This window comes from Peribacillus sp. NPDC046944 (assembly GCF_050272735.1).
GTDB lineage: Bacteria > Bacillota > Bacilli > Bacillales > DSM-1321 > Peribacillus.
Genome location: NZ_JBNNML010000008.1, coordinates 39,066 through 55,056, shown reverse-complemented (window position 1 = coordinate 55,056; position 15,991 = coordinate 39,066). Strand labels below are relative to the sequence as shown.

12 protein-coding genes and 2 riboswitches are annotated in these 15,991 nt (G+C 38.5%); of the genes, 2 read left to right on the top strand and 10 right to left on the bottom strand.

What is annotated here, in order from left to right:
• Positions 1–200: 200 nt before the first annotated feature.
• The 4 genes from prpB to ACQKIC_RS15240 all read right to left on the bottom strand — a co-directional run bounded on the left by prpB (position 201) and on the right by ACQKIC_RS15240 (position 5,746).
• The gene (prpB, locus tag ACQKIC_RS15255) at positions 201–1,109 is read right to left on the bottom strand and encodes a methylisocitrate lyase (protein ID WP_427591828.1); all 909 of its coding nucleotides are present in this window, start codon (positions 1,107–1,109) and stop codon (positions 201–203) included.
• Between the two features lie 13 nt (positions 1,110–1,122).
• Positions 1,123–2,559, bottom strand: a complete 1,437-nt coding sequence (gene prpD / locus ACQKIC_RS15250) for a 2-methylcitrate dehydratase (protein ID WP_427591827.1) — start codon at positions 2,557–2,559, stop codon at positions 1,123–1,125.
• A gap of 91 nt (positions 2,560–2,650) precedes the next feature.
• Positions 2,651–3,778: a citrate synthase gene (mmgD, locus tag ACQKIC_RS15245; protein WP_427591826.1), complete on the bottom strand. Its 1,128-nt coding sequence runs from the start codon at positions 3,776–3,778 to the stop codon at positions 2,651–2,653.
• A 224-nt stretch (positions 3,779–4,002) separates the two neighbouring features.
• Positions 4,003–4,201, bottom strand: a riboswitch (cobalamin riboswitch).
• Between the two features lie 351 nt (positions 4,202–4,552).
• The gene (locus tag ACQKIC_RS15240) at positions 4,553–5,746 is read right to left on the bottom strand and encodes a NupC/NupG family nucleoside CNT transporter (protein WP_402989635.1); all 1,194 of its coding nucleotides are present in this window, start codon (positions 5,744–5,746) and stop codon (positions 4,553–4,555) included.
• A gap of 188 nt (positions 5,747–5,934) precedes the next feature.
• A riboswitch (purine riboswitch) is annotated at positions 5,935–6,036 on the bottom strand.
• Positions 6,037–6,507: 471 nt separating this feature from the next.
• Here ACQKIC_RS15240 and ACQKIC_RS15235 point away from each other — a divergent pair.
• The gene (locus ACQKIC_RS15235; protein ID WP_427591825.1) at positions 6,508–7,692 is read left to right on the top strand and encodes a LysM peptidoglycan-binding domain-containing protein; all 1,185 of its coding nucleotides are present in this window, start codon (positions 6,508–6,510) and stop codon (positions 7,690–7,692) included.
• A 302-nt stretch (positions 7,693–7,994) separates the two neighbouring features.
• Complete coding sequence (locus tag ACQKIC_RS15230; RefSeq protein ID WP_427591824.1) at positions 7,995–8,915, top strand: HNH endonuclease; 921 nt, start codon at positions 7,995–7,997, stop codon at positions 8,913–8,915.
• A gap of 492 nt (positions 8,916–9,407) precedes the next feature.
• Here ACQKIC_RS15230 and ACQKIC_RS15225 read toward each other — a convergent pair whose 3' ends face one another.
• The 6 genes from ACQKIC_RS15225 to pxpB all read right to left on the bottom strand — a co-directional run bounded on the left by ACQKIC_RS15225 (position 9,408) and on the right by pxpB (position 15,981).
• Positions 9,408–10,298 carry a R2-like ligand-binding oxidase gene (locus ACQKIC_RS15225; RefSeq protein ID WP_427591905.1) on the bottom strand — a complete coding sequence of 297 codons (891 nt, stop codon included), beginning with the start codon at positions 10,296–10,298 and terminating at the stop codon, positions 9,408–9,410.
• Between the two features lie 28 nt (positions 10,299–10,326).
• A complete protein-coding gene (locus ACQKIC_RS15220; protein ID WP_427591823.1) occupies positions 10,327–11,865 on the bottom strand; it encodes a class I adenylate-forming enzyme family protein in 1,539 nt (512 codons plus the stop codon).
• A gap of 494 nt (positions 11,866–12,359) precedes the next feature.
• The gene (locus ACQKIC_RS15215; RefSeq protein WP_427591822.1) at positions 12,360–13,268 is read right to left on the bottom strand and encodes a DMT family transporter; all 909 of its coding nucleotides are present in this window, start codon (positions 13,266–13,268) and stop codon (positions 12,360–12,362) included.
• Between the two features lie 38 nt (positions 13,269–13,306).
• The gene (locus ACQKIC_RS15210) at positions 13,307–14,062 is read right to left on the bottom strand and encodes an IclR family transcriptional regulator (RefSeq protein ID WP_427591821.1); all 756 of its coding nucleotides are present in this window, start codon (positions 14,060–14,062) and stop codon (positions 13,307–13,309) included.
• A gap of 168 nt (positions 14,063–14,230) precedes the next feature.
• The gene (locus tag ACQKIC_RS15205) at positions 14,231–15,217 is read right to left on the bottom strand and encodes a biotin-dependent carboxyltransferase family protein (protein ID WP_427591820.1); all 987 of its coding nucleotides are present in this window, start codon (positions 15,215–15,217) and stop codon (positions 14,231–14,233) included.
• The gene (pxpB, locus tag ACQKIC_RS15200; RefSeq protein WP_427668676.1) at positions 15,214–15,981 is read right to left on the bottom strand and encodes a 5-oxoprolinase subunit PxpB; all 768 of its coding nucleotides are present in this window, start codon (positions 15,979–15,981) and stop codon (positions 15,214–15,216) included. Before pxpB ends, ACQKIC_RS15205 begins: the two co-directional genes overlap by 4 nt.
• Between the last annotated feature and the right edge of the window lie 10 nt (positions 15,982–15,991).

Below are 15,991 nucleotides of genomic sequence, written 5' to 3'. Positions count from 1 at the left end.
GGAAACTTGACTACTGGTTTCTCTTTATACTCTTGGCCGCACTTTTCCATATCAAATAGTTATAACCATAGATTCTACATATCTTACAAAATCCTATTCATAGTCTGCCAAGCACTTCACTCTCTCCCCATTAAAACGCCAGGACAAAGTCATCTGAAATAGGAATCCCTTAATCTTTGCGATTAAGGGATTCACATCATTTATTGGTCTTTAGTTAAAACCGTTTTAGCGATATCTTTGTCTAGTCCTTCAAAATCATGATAAGCAATAGTTTCATATAACTCACTACGAGTTTGCATATCTGATAAAGCTTCCTTTTGTGTGCCCTGGTTCTTGATTTGTTTAAACACTCTCTCATAGGCTTTAGCCGCCACGCGAAGGGAAGTTACAGGATATATCACCATTTGATACCCCATATCATGAAATTCTTCTGCGGTGTAATAAGGCGTTTTCCCAAATTCAGTCATATTCGCCAATAGCGGTACGTTAATCCGTTGGGCAAAATGCCGGAATTCCTCTTCTGATTGAAGTGCTTCAGGGAATATGGCATCTGCCCCCGCTTCGATATAGGCATGTACTCTCTCAATGGCAGCTTCTACCCCTTCCACTGCCCTTGCATCAGTACGCGCCACAACAATAAGTGAAGGAGCAACCTGTTTAATCGCTTTTATCTTTTGCTGCATCTCTTCAGAAGAAACGAGCTTCTTTCCATTAAGATGACCACATTTTTTGGGCAAATCTTGATCTTCTATTTGGACGGCAGCTATCCCTACTTCTTTCATCTCTCTTGCTGTACGGGCCACATTTAAAACCCCTCCAAACCCTGTATCGATATCCACAAGGATTGGCAAATCTGTAGCCCGAACAATATCTCTTGCACGTTCTGCCACTTCTTCTGAAGATACAATACCTAAATCCGGTAAACCTCGGCTAGCTGTATAAGCAGCTCCGGATAAATATAAAGCTTGGAATCCTGATTCTTTAGCCATGAGTCCCGCCATAGCATCATGTGAACCTGGAATTTGTAATATACCTGGTTCCTGTATTAATGTTAAGAAGCGTTCTGCTAGTTCTTCCTGTGATGATTGTCTATTTACGATCCAAGCCACTGATAAGCCCCCCTTAGATTAAAAATAAATCAACGAATTCGTTAACTTTTAAATTTGATAATGCCTTTGGATTCAAGCAAGCTTCTTGAATTTTATTTTGTTGTTTTTGTGAGTAATGAGTGCTAATGTTGTCTTTAAATTTCCTTAAAACCTTTGGAAATGCTTCTTCTCTTCTAAAACGATGACCAAGAGGGTATTCGCATTCCACAAATTCTGAAACCGTTCCATCTTGATAATGAATTTGAACAGCGTTGGCGATTGAGCGCTTGTTCGGATCTAGATAATCCTTCGTATATTGTTTATCTTCCACTACCACCATTTTATCCCTCAATTGATCAATTCTTATATCCCTTGCCGCTTCGTCTTCGTAATGGTCTGCCGTAACATTTCCATTAATTAAACCAACGGCAGTTATATATTGAATACAATGGTCACGGTCCGCAGGATTGTTTAAAGGTCCTGTCTTATCAATGATACGAATAGCTGATTCATGTGTTGTGATGGTGATCTTTTCTATTTCATTCAAACGGTTTTTAACTTCATCGTGTAATTGCACTGCACACTCGGCAGCTGTTTGCGCATGAAATTCAGCTGGGAAAGATACCTTGAATAACACATTTTCCATTACATACGAATCTAATGAACGAGCTAGCTTCAGTTCTTGCTTATTGAACAAAACATCTTGAAATCCCCAACCTGGTGCTGAAAGAGCTGTCGGATATCCCATTTCTCCTTTTATAGCCATCAATGCTAAATGAACACCCCGGCTTGTTGCATCCCCAGCAGCCCATGATTTACGAGACCCTGTATTTGGTGCATGACGATATGTACGGAGACTGGAGTTATCAATCCATGCATTGGATATAGCATGAATAATCTCTTCTCTAGTGCCTCCAAGAGCTTTTGTCACAACAGCCGTCGTCGCTACTTTTACGAATAACACATGATCAAGACCGACTCGATTCAAACTGTTTTCTAATGCTAATACACCCTGAATTTCATGTGCTTTAATCATCATTTCAAGAACATCCTGTACCGTTAGTGCTTCTTTTCCTTCTGCAATATTTACTCGGCTTAAGTAATCCGCTGTCGCAAGAATACCTCCCAAATTATCAGATGGATGTCCCCATTCGGCAGCTAACCACGTATCGTTATAGTCCAACCATCGAATCATACAGCCAATATTAAATGCACCTTTGACTGGATCCAATACATATGAAGTACCTGGAACACGCGTGCCATTTGGTACTACTGTCCCTGGGACGACCGGTCCTAATAATTTCGTGCATTCTGGATATTGAAGTGCTAAAATCCCGCAGCCAATTGTATCAAGTAACACATAACGGGCAGTCTCGTACGCCTCTGTACTAGTAATCTCTTTGTCTAACACATAATCTGCAATTGTCTCTAATAATACATCCGTTTGATTAATTCCATTCACCTTTAGCATTTTTTCATTCCCTTTCTATGCAAAATCATTTATTATTAGAAATGGTCGTTGGTCAGAACGACCATTCGGCGAGCTAATAACTTACATTTTTTTAGTTGGTTAAAATAGTGTGGTTACGACGCTCGCCTATATAATTTACTCGAGGCCTAAAAAGTCGGTTGTTTGCATGTTGTTCAACCACATGAGCGCATAACCCTACTGTTCTAGCACTAAAGAAAATAGGTGTATAGATTTCAATGGGTAGACCTAGCATGTAATATACAGGTGCTGCATAATAATCCAAATTCGGATAAAGGCCTTTCTCTCTTACCATGACCTCTTCGCCAGCTTCGCACATTCTATAAAGGAGGTCGTCTCCTTTATTGTCACAGAGTTGTTTTAACGCTTTTTTCATGATTAGGGCTCTTGGATCCATCTTCTTCATATAAACACGATGACCAAAACCCATTATCTTTTCTTTGTTTGCTAATTTCTTTTCAAGCAACTGCTCGAACTTTTCAACTGTTCCAGCTTCCAAAAGCATGTACATGACCGCTTCATTTGCTCCACCATGTAAATTGCCTTTCAACGAAGCAACCGCTCCGGTTAACGCACCATACAAATCGGATTGTGTAGAAGCGATGACTCGAGCTGTAAACGTAGAATTCGGCATTTCATGTTCGCTATACAATAATAAGGATTGATCGAAAATCCTTTCTTCCAATTCTGTTGGCACTTTACCAGTAATCATGTAATAGAAATTTGCACTATAAGATAAATCCTTATTAGGAAGGACAACTTCTTGATTTTTCAGCACTCTATAACTATTAGCTACGATAGTGGGTACTTTCCCTAATAATTTGTAAGCGCGTTCAATATTGGCTGAAGTTGAGCGATCATCAATTAGCTGTTCATATCCAGCTAATGCGGAAATTCCCGTTCTTAACGCATCCATGGGATGTGTTTTGTCAGGTAATAGCTTGAATATTTCTAAAATATCAGTTGGTATTTCATATTCTTCCTTCAGTGTTTTCTCTAAGAACGCTTTTTCCTCTAGGGTTGGCAGATTATCATTTAATAGTAAATTAACGATATCCAGGTAATCTGTATTTTCAGCCAATTTAATCAAATCATATCCTTGGATTATAATTTCACTCTGGACCGTATCAAGAAATGAAAGTTTTGTCTCTGAAGCTATAATCCCATCCAATCCAGGTGAATAGTTTTCTTGTATCGACATTTTTACTCCTCCTATTCAAATGAAAGCGTTAACATAACAGGTGTATCTTCTTTAACCATTCATACTTTTGAATTCTCTTTCAATACCCTAACCAAAAAGAAAATGGTCTTTACATTAAAAAAACAACTTCCAATGGAAGTTGTTAATTAACGAATGGTTGCCTAAATAAACATGAAAATTCATGCCAAATATTCGTAATTAACACCTCCTATCCTCGTAGGTAATTGATGCATGATTAGTTGGCAGGTCTCCTGGCTTATGATCATCGCTTTTCGAACCTTCCCATTTCTATCTGCATAGAAACAGTGGCATCTTCGAATCGCTCCCAAATACAGTTGCGGGACAGCATCGGAATCAAACCGATTTCCCTTTTAAGCGAATAAAATCAATCATGTTATTCGCACCAAATAATTTACATATTCAATTTTCTATTTAAATATACCAAATATTTTAAATATTTACAATTATATATTTGGATTCACTCGTTCAGATTTAACATATTTTGTAACTAGATAGAAAATCACGAGGTCAACCAGAAAATTCTGCATCCAAAACATTTGCTTTAAGCCTTTTTCTCTAATAATACAAAAAGGAAATTTAGACTCGTCCACAGTTTGTTAAAAGCTGGAATTAATTTTCTTCCAACAGAACAGATTTTCATTATTAAATTCCAAATAGCCAAGGATTCCTAAAAATCACTTGGCTAATTTGTTTTTCATTCACGTATTAAAACCGCAATATTTAAGGTGATCTAGTAAACTATAATACACAGCGTTACCAAACAAACAATCCAACAATCATGGCACTTAGCATGGAGACTGCCATTCCACTAAGCAATAGCTTCCAAACATTCCTTCCAATGATACTCGATTTTTCCTCGTCTAGAATCGAATTGAACGTTCCGTAAATCATGCCGACTGTACTAAAGTTCGCAAATGAGGTCAGGTACGTAACGGCCACAGCTACTGTATGCGGGGCCAAACCGCTGATCTGTGTTTTCAAGTCGAGCAAGGCTACGAATTCATTCGTTGCCAGTTTGATTCCCATTAATTGAGCAACATACATCGTATCATCCCAGTTTAATCCAAACAAGAAAGCGAATGGGCTAAAGATGACAGAAAAGATTTTTTGGATTGTCAACCCATCTACCGCAAGCCCTAAAATACCGTTAAGGCTAGCCGTTAATGCGACATAGCCGATTACCATGGCCATAATGACGATCACCATCTTGACTCCAACTAGCATACTGTTTGAAATGGTTGAAAAGAAGTCTTTACGTTCCTCTTTTGTAGGAATATATACGACATCTTCCTCTTTACTGACAGTAACAGGATTTAACATATTGGCTATAAGCAAGGCATTTAAACAATTCAATGGAATAGCGACGAATACAAATTCAGCCGGAACCATGGATAAATACGCACCTATAATCGAACCGCTTATACTGCTCATACTCATAATTCCAAAGGTCAGCAAACGCTGATCCTTTAAAGAACTTAATTGCATCCTGATAACAGCGAGAGCCTCCGTATTCCCAAGAAACATCATCTGGATAGAAAAGAAGCTCTCCAATTTCGGTAATCCTGACACTTTCGAAATGAGCCAACCGACTTTGTCTATTATCCAGGTCAGGATGCCGAAATACGATAGAATATCAAAAAACGTAATAATGAAGATGATCGGCATCAACGCACTGAAAAAGAAATCCACTTGTTCGTTTGCCATAACAGAAGGAAAAACGAAAGAGATTCCTTCATTAGCACATGCAATCAACCAGGTGAAGAAAGTAGCAATCTGTTTAATGACCCATGTTCCGATGGTGGTCGACAACATGAACCATGTAATAACCAATTCAATGCCAAGCAACGTAAGAATGATTTTCCACTTCACGTTTTTTCTATTAGGTGAGCACAAGTATACGATACCCATGACAACCAATACCCCTAGAATATTCAATAAGAAATACATACGGCACCCTCTTCCTTTATCTTTTACTGTTGAATGCATACATAAAAAAGCCCTTATTTTTCATGCTTTCGGCCACTGGACAGAAAGCATGAAAAATAAGAGCCTCTTCAAAAAAACAAAGTAATAGTGGGACCTTCTGCAAGAATCACAAAGTGACTTACAAAATGCTACCTATAACGGTTTCATCTCTTTTATTCATGCTTCCCTGTAGTCCGGCTTTTCATGGCAGCCAGGTAGAAACTATCAGACCTTATCACTGATATTATACAAGGATATTTATATGATAATGATTCGTAGTAATGGGTATTATTCTAAATGAAAGTATTAACTATTACAATATGCTTAAAAATAGTCGGAATAATTCTACTACTATACTCTTTTCAGACAATTTATGCGAAGTATATCGTTTAAAATATATAAGGCCATCTTGTAGATTGTGTTACATTTTACCTTTTCAAAATTGCAATGTAGCAATCAATCCATTTAAGGGTACCTTTAACAAAAATAAATCATTGACTTGCAATATATATATTTTCTAAATTATTGAAACCTTATAGGTAATAGGGCTCACCCTTCACTTGCTCACATCAACATTCCGACACTTCGTAACATCCCTGTAATATAAGCAATGATAATTTAATGTTTAAATCAGAATTTTTTTCTATTTTTAATATTTTATTGGGTTAATTGCCTTATAATATTATTGCGCTATAAAAATAGTGCAATAATATTATAGAATATCAGGAGGAATCTTCCTTTTTATGAATAGTTCAAAAAAATCTTTCATTATCGCGGGTTCTATCATAGGTACCCTATTTGCCAGCAATTCAGCTTATGCTAGTACATACCATGTAAAATCAGGTGATAGTCTATATAAAATTGCTAAAGCAAATCATACAACCGTTCAAAAGTTAAAATCGCAAAATAAACTTTCTAATAACCTTATTTTCCCTGGACAAGTGTTAAAGATAAATGAATCCACGGTGAAAAGTACAACTTCAACAAAGAAACACGTGGTTAAACTTGGGGATACGTTAAGTGGAATTGCTAAAAAGTATAATCTTTCGCTAAATTCATTATTGAAATTGAACCCTACCATTTCCAATTCAGACCGAATTCGCATTGGACAATCCATCATTGTTTCTGGAAAAGCTACTTCAACTAGTGCTACAGCTGCAAAAAGCAGTTCAACCAGTACATATAAGGTTAAGTCAGGAGACAGTCTCTCCAAAATTGCAAGCAAAAATAAAACGACTGTCAAAGCTTTGCTAGCATTAAATCCTAGCATCAAAAATGCTAATACTTTACGTATTGGACAGTCCATAAAACTTTCTGGAAAAGCCACTACATCTAGTGCAACCAGTACAGCAAACAAATCGGGCAGTACATATAAAGTTAAGTCTGGGGACAGTCTCTCCAAAATTGCAAGTAAAAATAAAACGACCGTCAAAGCTATACTTTCATTAAATCCTAGCATCAAAAATGCTAATACTTTACGTATTGGACAGACTATTAAACTTTCTGGAAAGGCAACTACAGCTGCTACAAAGACTGTGTCTTCTGCCTCTTCTGAAGTGGACCGCGTTTTAAACGCCGCTAAAAAATACTTAGGGGCCAAGTATCAATATGCTGCAAGCACATCGCGCACTGATGCCTTTGATTGCTCATCATTTACCATGAAAGCATTCCAAGCAGCAGGGATCTCCTTGCCTCGCACATCAACTGGCCAAGCTCAAATGGGAGTACCTGTTTCTTCATATTCATTGAAAAAGGGTGATTTGGTGTTTTATGATACTAATCATGATGGAGTGATTAATCACGTAGGAATTTATGCGGGGAATAATCAAATGATTAATGCTTCAACTTCCAAAGGTGTATCGTATGCAAACATCAACGGTTCATACTGGAAACCTCTTTTCGTAAAAGCCGTTCGAATTCTTAACTAATGATTTGAATGCCATTAAGCGCATTACAGAAAACCAACTAGAGTAAGCATCAAACACTGTAACTGTTTGATGCTTACTCTTTTTTTACTTCAGATTAGTATATCCCCGCTCTATACATTACATTAGAATGGGTTTCCCAGGATGAGTTCTTTCACCCCGCATACATACTTCGTCATTTGACACGTTATCGTTACATTTCTAAAATAATTAAGGTATGATAAGTTACATAGAATATGTCCAAAGAGTAAGCAAACCAGCTCTTTCATTTAAATCGCATATCGTAGCAAGTAGGAGGAAAGACGTTGAATAGTTTTATTGTCATGCAAGGTACTACCTATCAAGAAGAAAAACATTTAGGGATCATCTGGTCTCCTCAAATCGATAAATCCGGTTTAGTACCTCACTCATCTAAACTGATGCAAGAAGTTAAAAGTGGAGATCGGATTTTCCATTATGTAAAGGGATCGATTGTCGCGATAAGTATTGTAAAAAAGGGTTGTCAAGAAGATAACAAACCTCAAAAAATTCGAAATCATACTAGATGGACAGATAATGGTTATCTAGTTAAAACCGAGTATCGTGAATTGGAGGTACCCCTGAATATTCGTGAATACTTTGACGGTATTGCTCCATTTCTTCCTATTAAATATTCAGCATTCCAGGAGGATGCAACCGGCAATTCAGGATACCTATATCCTTGTAATGAAGAACTTACACTAAAACTTTTAGAATATATGAGTATGCTTAACATCTTCAATTCCGATGAAGATCAATTAGAACTCTCTGTCGATGAAGTCATTGCTAAAGAGCGGAATCCGCTACAAGCACTTCTTGCTGAAACAGAATCGGAAGCCAAAATGAACATTCGCTGTGGCCAACAAAAATTCAGAAAATCGGTTATACCTCTTTGGAATCATAAATGCCCGCTATGCGGAATAGAAATGGATGCCCTACTAAAGAGTAGTCACTCTAAACCATGGAAGGACAGTACCGATGATGAGCGCCTTAACCCGTATAATGGATTATTATTATGCTTCAATCATGATGCCTTGTATGAAAAAGGCCTTATCTCCTTTGACGGTCAAGGCAGACTACATATTTCTAATCAGATTCCCGAAGAAAAATATGATACGTACCAGCTAAGAAAGGGCATAAAAATCCCCCTTCATCCTGATAATAAACCATACTTTAAATGGCATAAGAAAAATGTATTCGTTGATTGAATAAACTATTATAACTTAACCATAGGAAAAGCCCTGTAAAATAAGACACTCTTATTTTACAGGGCTTTTTTTAATAATATTCTACCGAGATGTATGGAACAATAAGACGTTTATATCATTCATCCTCCTTAGTCCGTTTGTTCCTTCTTTTTCATAGTACTATGCCCTTTAGTATTGATGATTCAGCTGACCATCGGTGGGTAGCTTTCCAAGTTACTTGGCTGTCGTCAGGCCCTCCCCAGGGTAAGATTACATTCTTTCCTCTATTATCCGCGTCATTTCTCTGTGCTATCTTGGAAACACTTACATTAGGCTAACCATTACTACTGTCACCATAGATTGGGACTTACACTCTATATTTAAATTGCACCCTTGCCGGGCCGCACAAAAAAAGCCCAGCCATTCCTTGAAATGGTTGAGCTTATCTATAATCCCATATACACTGAACATTTTCACTTCAATTTATTAAAAGTATTTGTTTGATTTATCTTATCAATAAACACCAACATCACTTTCAGTCGTTTTGTAAATGTCTTCGATTTTCTTCCCTCTAGCCCGGGACAAAATTTCCATTCTGACTTTTAATTGTTTCATGGCAAAATTCACGAATTCATCAGGATCATTATCGAAGGCTTCCAGGTCAGGTTCTTGAAACCCTTCATCTATAATCTTGAATGCCAAAGGAGTGAGCTCTTCCATTCGTTTCATGACGACATCATCATATATATGGGGATGTTCGCAAATCAATCGTTGCAACAGAAATGTTCCATACCCTATATGGCGAGATTCGTCTCTTTTCAAGTTACCGACTCCCTCAAGCAAACCAGGCATTAATTTCGATTTTTCCAGAGACTTATAGAAAGAAAAATAACCAGTTTCAGCAAGAACCCCTTCTACAAACATGTTATATACAGTGGCTGCATCGGCAATGGCCTCTGGTGACTGATCTGTAATCAGACGCTCCATGGCAGTAGGTAATATAACATGGAAAACTTGCTTGTACGTGTCAGTTAACAAAGGGTTCAATTCACCTTTTTCACCTATAGCATCCAAAACCGTCCTGAAGAATTCTGTATGTTTCGCTTCTTCAAATAGGAAAGTGGTCAGATACATCTCCTCTTCAATCCGTCCATCTTTTGCTATTGCCATGATGAGCGGTAATAAATCGAGGGTAACGGCTTCTTCTCCAGCCTGAAATTGTGAAAGTAGTCGAAGGATGCTATTTTTTTGTCCTATCGATAAAATCCCCCAGTCCTCAGCATCCTTTGTATAATCAATGGTAGCGGGATTCCATGTTCCCACCTTTTTTGCTTTTTGATATAAGCGATATGGAAATGAATCAATCATTAATCCTCTTGAAGTTGCGGTAATGGTCTTTCTCATCATTGAAAACCCCTCTCAAGATTGGAAATCATCCTTTTTTAGAATCTGTTAAATCCGTCATATTTACCATTTTTCTTAAATGGGTCTTTAAAATCTTTCCTACTCCATTTCGTGGTAAACTATCTAAAAATATGATTCTCTTTGGCGTTTTATTTTTGGCAAGGTTGTCCTGACAATAAAGAATCAATTCTTCTTCCAATACGCGCGAGGACGGGTCTTTCACAACACAGGCAACTAACTCCTCACCCATTCTCTCGTCTGGTACACCAACAACCGCAACTTCAGAAATGCCTGAATGCTTACTAAGAACTTCTTCCACATCCCTTGAATAAATGTTGAATCCGCCCCGAATGATAAGGTCTTTTTTTCTATCGACAATGTATAGATACCCTTCATCATCCAAGCGTCCTAGATCTCCGGTATATAACCAGCCTTCCTTTACAGTACGATCGGTTTCTTCTTGATTCCGGAAATAGCCAGGGGTCACATTATCTCCACTGACAAGTAATTCACCGATTTCTCCTCTTGGAACCTCTTCGTTCTCTTCATTCACAATCTTTATTGTTACCCCTGGTATCGGAATTCCCACGGATCCTGGTTTAATCGGGCGGTCTTTAGTATGTGCCGTTACGATGGGAGCCGCTTCAGATAATCCGTAGCCTTCAAACACCTTAGCACCGAATTTTTGTTCAAATGCATTCAGTAATGCTATAGGCAAGGGTGCAGATCCAGAACTTACTGATTCCAAACTGCTTGTGTCATGGTTACCGGCTGTGGGGAAAGCTACCAAAGCATGAATCATGGCAGGGACTACAGAAAACGCTCTTACTTTATGGGTTTCAATTGCTGCCAATACTTCTTTCGGTTCGAAACGCGGAAATACTACAATGGAACTTCCCACTATGTAGCATGTATGAGAAATGGTAAGCCCAAACACATGTGCCAAAGGAAGAATTCCAAGTGTCGTTCCACGTTCTACATTAGAGTGTTTTACTGAGTTTTCTGCATTGGAACATAGATTTCTATGAGTTAGCTTGACTCCTTTTGGATTCCCGGTCGTTCCTGACGTGTAAAGGATGACAGCCGTATCCTCAGGCATCACTTCAATCAACTTCGCATCACGATCAGGTGATGGGGACAGATAATCATAGAAATTCTGGGCTTGTTCGGTAGTAGGTGCATCAACTACGAGTACGGATGGCCGCTCATCCATTAACTCCATCGCCTGTACAATATTATCAAGAAGTAAAGAAGAGGTAATAATCAATTTGGCTCCGCAATTATCGGCAATAAAGGCGATTTCCTTTGGATGTAAAGTATACATGACAGGTACAATCACCGCTCCCGCCCTCGTGATTCCCTGATAGGCAAATAACACTTCCGGGGAATTCGGCATAATGACTATTATCCGTTCGCCGTTATCCACTCCATGATTTTGCAATCCATTGGCGAGCTGATTGGCATAGTTCATGGTTTCTACATTTGTATACTGTTTGCCACCAGAGAATATAAAAGGATATTCACCGAACTCTCGAATGTTCTTATCAAGTAATTCTGAAAGCTTCATACCTACACCTCCTGCAATGATTTTGACAGCAAGCGATTCTCGGTGCTTTATCATTCTAGATGAACTGTAAAGCCCAGTCAGTCAAGATAACCATGAAGTCAGGAAAAAAGAATATACACCCTTCCCCTAAATGCTCTCGATATCTTTATTTGGTAAAATCTCTTTCGCTAATAGAAATCATCCATAGGCTTTAATTGGCTGGGATAACGTTAAAGTTTCCGTAAAGGAAGCGCTTACATAACATTGCGACTAGAATACCGCGCTTCCGTCATGCTAACATTTGAAACTTCATGATTTTTCCCTATGAATCTTTTTTCTTTTATCTAAACTAACCATAAAATAAAAGGTATATTTTTACAATAGGTAAAATCATTTATAATTTGGTTTTTAGATGAAATAGGGTAAACGAGGTGGATAAAGCAGGTTTGACCATAACGCCCTTTATACCTACATTAACTAGTCCCCTAACGCAAAAGTAAAAGGCAGAAATGTTGTTAAACCACATTTTTGCCTTTCACTTTAGCAACTTTCGATGCACCTTTTCGATTAATTAAATAGATGCTAAGTAAGATGAGGACCATGCCTTCAAGGAGGGATACAGTAAATGGTTCACCTAAGAATATGGTTCCTATCCCAACGGCTATTAAAGGAACAAGAAATGTAAAAGATCCAACTTTGCTTGCTTCGCCAGAACTCATTAACTTGAAATACACTGCGGTAGCTAATGCCATACTAAAGATTGATCCGAAAATCAAACAGGATATGTACGTTGAATTCCACTCAATATTCGATGCATTTTCTACTGCCAAACCACTGCCTGTCAGAAACAAACCACCAATGATGCTTTGCATCGCCACCAGCCAAAGTCCATGCACTTGTGTACTGGTCTTCTTTACATAGACCACACCGAATGCCCATCCAGTTGCAGTAATAAGTGCTAGTATAATACCAACATAAGAGATTTTACCGGAAATTCCATCCAGACATACAAGCACCACCCCAGTAAAACCAATCATTAACCCCATGATTTTAATGGCGGATAATGATTCTTTCAACCATTTCCAAGCTATTAACACGACTAAAACGGGCTGAAGATAAACGATGACCGAAAACAACCCCGAAGGTAAATATTGAAGGCCAATCGTTTGGACACCATTGAATATGATTGTATTGAAAAATGCAACGATTACATAGATGTACCAATTTTTCTTCCACTGAATCTTCTTCCATTGGGGAAGAAGAGTTAAGGCTAATAGCATTCCGCCTAATAATGTACGCATTCCTGCATAAAGCAGTGGTGGTGAATAATCGAGTGCCACTTTATAGACCGGCCAACATAGTCCCCATATGATTACAACGAAAGCGATGCTTATCGCTGTTACTGGTCGAGAGAGTGATTTCATTCTCTATTCCCCCTACTGAAGGTCTTGGCTACATGAAACTATGAAGTTTTAAATCCCAATTTCCAAGAAATCTGTTTAGCTGCATTCGTTACTTTTTCAATTAATTCTGGTAAACGATCTTCTTTAAATCGTGCTTCGATACCCGCTACACTAATACCGGCGACAATTTGATTATCCCCATTAAGTATGGGTGCACTAACGGATTTTGTATAATTTTCAAGTTCAGAAGAAGTGATCGTATACCCGTTTTTCTTCGCCTCATCCAAAGCCTGACGAAGGATTGTTTTATCATTGATCGTTCCTATGGCCATTGACTTTAATTCTACCTTTTCTATATACGATTCCCGATCTTCTTCAGGTAAATAGGCAAGGATGATTCTAGAATCCCCTGCATAAAGTGGTGAGCGCCTACCAATGGAGGTATAAAGGCGTACAGGCTGCTTCGTATCAACTTTTTCTATATACATCGCTTCGTCTGCATCCCTGATAATGAGATTCACAGCCTCTTCAACGTCATCCCGAAGTTCTTTCATAATGGGGTAGGCGATTTTCCTAATATCCAAACGTTCACTTACTAGTTGACCAAGCTGTAAGAAAATAAGGCCTAATGAATAATAGCCATCATCATCTTTTGTTAAAAATCCCATTTCTTCTAATGACACAACCATACGATGCAATGAAGTTTTCGGTAGGTTGGAATAATCCATCATTTCGTTAAATGACAGTTTGGGATGATTCAGGAAAAGGGTAAGAATTTGCATAGATTTGACTACCGTTTTATTATGAGCTTGCATACAATGTCCCCATTCTTATTTTAAGTATCCATTATTTATTGGAAGAGCTTTGTTCACCTCTCCTATATTTCATTATAAATGATGGAAAAAATAAGTAGAGGCCCATTTCCGAAAGAATGTCTTAAGTAAGACGTTCATGGTAATTGAACCTTTCCCTATATTAATAAATCATTTAAACCCCTTCAGGGCTAATGCAATCGAAATCTTCAATTCTTTTAGCAGTTGTTCCTTTTTAAGATATGACTGTTCCGCATCTCTTAAAGTAACCTTAGCAAATTGGATGGAATCCCCTGGTTTGACTTGTCCGATAAATGGGATATCAGCCGTAATGACTTGAGCAATTTTGGGGTATCCCCCGGTTGTTTGGCTATCCGCTAGTAAGATGATAGGATTGCCATCAGGTGGAACTTGAATGGAACCATTCGTTACCGCCTCTGACAACAGCTCCCGCTTTTCTTTTAATTCAAGCGAAGGCCCTGAAATTCGATACCCCATCCTGTCAGACTGGTTGGATACTTTAAATGACTCTTGTTCGAATTGAACTTTACTGGACTCCGTAAAAAATCCGTATTGGCTTCCATTTGTAACTCGGATAACCGGCTTATTTTCGGGCATAAAATCCTTTTCGTTAACAAACCATTTGACTGTAGAGAATACATTTAACCCGTACTTCGCATGATGAGGAGAAGCTTCATTAAAATCTATCACATCATCCACTTGCAAGGCCCTTCCCTTATATCCGCCCATTCCTGCCCTTAAATATGTACTTTTACTATTCATGATGGAGGGAATGGAGTATCCACCCGCAACAGACAAATATGCTCGACAGCCTGATCGACATCCCGAGAATGCAAGAACCGCTCCTTTTTTCACAAAAATAGGTCTCCACATCGGCGCGGCTTCTCCATTAATGGTCGGTGATAAATTGCCACCCGTTATTGCAATTAAACAATCTTTTTCTATTATAAGAGTCGGTCCCAATAAGGTGATTTCCAGGGCGGCTTCTCCTTCTTCATTGCCAACCAACATATTGGCAATGCGAAGAGAGTAAGGATCCATGGCTCCGCTTACGATCACTCCGTGCTGCTGTAACCCTTTTCTTCCAAGGTCCTGGATACTTGTTAACAATCCTGGTTTCAAGACACGCATACTCATTTTAACTCCTCCTTACGAGCAATTTCTTTATACTCCACAGAAGAAATGGGAATGAATTTCACCTTATCTCCTGCTTGTAACAAGCTCGGCGGTGATTCATTAGGTAGAAATAAAGTAGATGGTGTTTGACCAATTAATTGCCATCCCCCAGGTGTTGAGATGGGATATACACCCGTTTGCATTCCTGCAATTCCAACTGCACCTTTTGGTATGTTCATCCTAGGTGACCGCCTTCTAGGCGTTGCGATTTTTTCAGAAAGCCCACCCAAAAATGGAAAACCCGGTGCAAAACCAATCATATAGGCTAAGTATTCTCCACTAGAATGGATATGAATGACTTCATCCGTAGTTAAATGATTGAAGCGAGCAACATGCTCCAGATCCGGTCCAAATTCCCCTCCATAACAAACAGGCAGACTGATCGTCCGTTGGTCCAGGGCTTTATCCTTCTTCACCTGCTGTAATTTTGCTTCGATGATTGTCTGGACGAATTCATATGGGGAAATGCTTGCCTCTTTACTTTTTTGCTTTTGTTCGTTATAAATCATCAACGCATCATAATAGACCGTCAAGTTTGTAAAAGCCGGTACACATTCTATGAAACCTATAAATGGTTCTTCTTCAAGCATGTCCTTGAATATTTTTATTTTTTTATGAACGTTACCCTTCATTTCATTTCCAAATGTAATCACGATTGCGGAATCGCCTAATGGAGATAGTACAACATTTGTTTTACTTGAAAGCTTTTCCGGCATAGAACTCATCTCTTTCCTT

Excerpts from the sequence above, each read along its gene's own strand:
- prpD (WP_427591827.1), bottom strand. The coding sequence starts at position 2,559 with ATGCTAAAGGTGAATGGAATTAATCAAACGGATGTATTATTAGAGACA.
- mmgD (WP_427591826.1), bottom strand. The coding sequence starts at position 3,778 with ATGTCGATACAAGAAAACTATTCACCTGGATTGGATGGGATTATAGCT.
- ACQKIC_RS15240 (WP_402989635.1), bottom strand. The coding sequence starts at position 5,746 with ATGTATTTCTTATTGAATATTCTAGGGGTATTGGTTGTCATGGGTATC.
- ACQKIC_RS15235 (WP_427591825.1), top strand. The coding sequence starts at position 6,508 with ATGAATAGTTCAAAAAAATCTTTCATTATCGCGGGTTCTATCATAGGT.
- ACQKIC_RS15225 (WP_427591905.1), bottom strand. The coding sequence starts at position 10,298 with ATGAGAAAGACCATTACCGCAACTTCAAGAGGATTAATGATTGATTCA.
- ACQKIC_RS15220 (WP_427591823.1), bottom strand. The coding sequence starts at position 11,865 with ATGAAGCTTTCAGAATTACTTGATAAGAACATTCGAGAGTTCGGTGAA.
- ACQKIC_RS15215 (WP_427591822.1), bottom strand. The coding sequence starts at position 13,268 with ATGAAATCACTCTCTCGACCAGTAACAGCGATAAGCATCGCTTTCGTT.
- ACQKIC_RS15210 (WP_427591821.1), bottom strand. The coding sequence starts at position 14,062 with ATGCAAGCTCATAATAAAACGGTAGTCAAATCTATGCAAATTCTTACC.
- ACQKIC_RS15205 (WP_427591820.1), bottom strand. The coding sequence starts at position 15,217 with ATGAGTATGCGTGTCTTGAAACCAGGATTGTTAACAAGTATCCAGGAC.
- pxpB (WP_427668676.1), bottom strand. The coding sequence starts at position 15,981 with ATGAGTTCTATGCCGGAAAAGCTTTCAAGTAAAACAAATGTTGTACTA.